Here is a 1,967-nt window from a genome sequence, read left to right on the forward strand (position 1 = left end):
ATTGATTCGCTGTTACTTCAAACCAGTCAGCTGCATGAACCGGTTCTCCTTTGTACAGCAACGTTGTGATTCGTTCTCCAATCGGCCGTTTTACATTGATCGTATAGTCAATGCCTTCATACATATCATAATTGTAGTATTGCGGTTTAGGCTCAACAAACTGCGGATTGATTCCAATCGTGCCATCTGCTTCTGCTTGGAAAAAGGCAGCTGATTGTTCTAAAGCCGCTTTTAGATCTTCACCAAAAATGCGGAGGACAGCTAATGTATTCGGGTAAATGTAATTAGTCACGACATCGCGCATCGTAATAATAGAACCGAATCCTTTTCCTTCATTGTTAAATAAAGCCGTTCCAGAAATATCTGTTCCAGTTGCTGCCATTTGTACTTTTTGAATAAATTCCACATAAGGATGCTCCTTCAAACGAGCTTGATTTGCATCTTGGATCGTCATATCGCCTTCGACTTTACCCAATGGCTGATCCAGCCACTCTTCAACTTCTTCAGACAATTCTGTTAAAGAAGACAACACGGTTGCATCCGGGACAGCGTTGCCCGTTTTCACTAATTGTGCTTCGCTAGCCGTCACTTCATATTTTCCTTGAGCATTCTGTTCAAGAGTTAATGTAATTTCACCGACGTATTCTCCGCGATAGCCTGGTTGGATAACCGGAATGCCATTTAATGTAGTCGCGATCACGCGGTGTTGGTGTCCCGTGATCAGTGCATCAATGCCTGGCACTTGTGTTGCTAATTGATACCCTTCATTTTCTCCAGTCAAAGCTTCGGTTGGTTCTCCGGTCGTCAGTTCTTTTTCGAATCCCCCATGGTAACTGACCACAACCACATCTGCCAATTCTCTTAACTTTGGCACATACTCTCCGGCCGTGTCTACGATACTCTTAAACGTTAAGCCTTGAATATGGTCTGGGTGCTCCCAATTCGGAATGTATTGAGTCGTCAATCCTAAAACAGCAATCTTAACTCCGTCTTTTTCAATAATTTCATAAGCTTTTCCGAAAGCCGGCTTACCTTCTTCGTTAACGATATTGGCTGCCAAGATCGGATGATTAGTGGCAGAGATCGCTTGCTCTAAGTAATCTTTCCCATAATTAAATTCATGGTTTCCTAATACTCCTGCATCATAATCGATCAAATTCAGTACGTTTACTAATTCAGAAGGATTATTTGTTTTTCTGCGTCTAGCAATATAATAACTTAATGGCGATCCTTGAATAAAATCACCATTTTCAATAGATAGTACTGGTCCAGCTGCTGCAGCTTTTCTTTCTTTGATAATGGTCGCAGCTTTTGCTGAGCCAAAAGGCATATCTTGGTCTCTCGTTCCAAAGTTACTTGGCTTAATGTAGCCGTGCATATCACTTGTCGCTAAAATCGTTAGTTTCATTTTTGTCCATCCCTTTCACAAATCCATTTTTTATTGTAAGAAAAGCGAGATAATTTTGGCCCGCTAGACATTAAAATCAGTAAAAATTTATAAAACCTACTCTATTAAAAAAGACCAAACAAGAAAATGTGCTTCTTGTTTGGCCTTCTTGCAGCTGCCTAGCAGTCTTGTCCTGCTTTTCTTTATTAAACTAATTTTTTTCTTAGTGTTCCAGAAAGGAAGTCGATCAAAGTAACCATTACGATGATCCCAATCAGAATAATCCCGACACGGTCCCATGAACGCGCATCGATGGCAAAAATCATCGGAGTACCGATCCCACCGGCTCCTACGATCCCTAAGATAGAGGCTGAACGGACAGCCAGTTCAAATCGGTAGAGTGTATAGGAAATAAATTCAGGAACCAGTTGCGGTAAAGTAGCAAAAAACAAGACATTGGTTTTGTTTCCGCCGGCACTGATTATCGATTCAGACGGCCCTTGATCCATATTTTCAATTGCTTCACTGTACAATTTAGCCAGCATACCAATTGAGTGAATACTAACCGCCAATACCCCTG

The 1,967-nt window shown here is 41.3% G+C and carries 2 protein-coding genes; both read right to left on the bottom strand.

Annotated features, from left to right (window positions below):
• Positions 1-1,408 (bottom strand): bifunctional metallophosphatase/5'-nucleotidase (locus RT405_RS05440; RefSeq protein ID WP_396163327.1); only part of this gene is annotated, 1,408 nt, incomplete at its 3' end.
• Positions 1,409-1,593: 185 nt separating this feature from the next.
• Positions 1,594-1,967, bottom strand: a 374-nt coding sequence (locus RT405_RS05445; protein WP_313468231.1) for an ABC transporter permease subunit, incomplete at its 5' end; no start/stop codon positions are given.

It is taken from the genome of Carnobacterium sp., assembly GCF_032094055.1.
Lineage (GTDB): Bacteria > Bacillota > Bacilli > Lactobacillales > Carnobacteriaceae > Carnobacterium_A.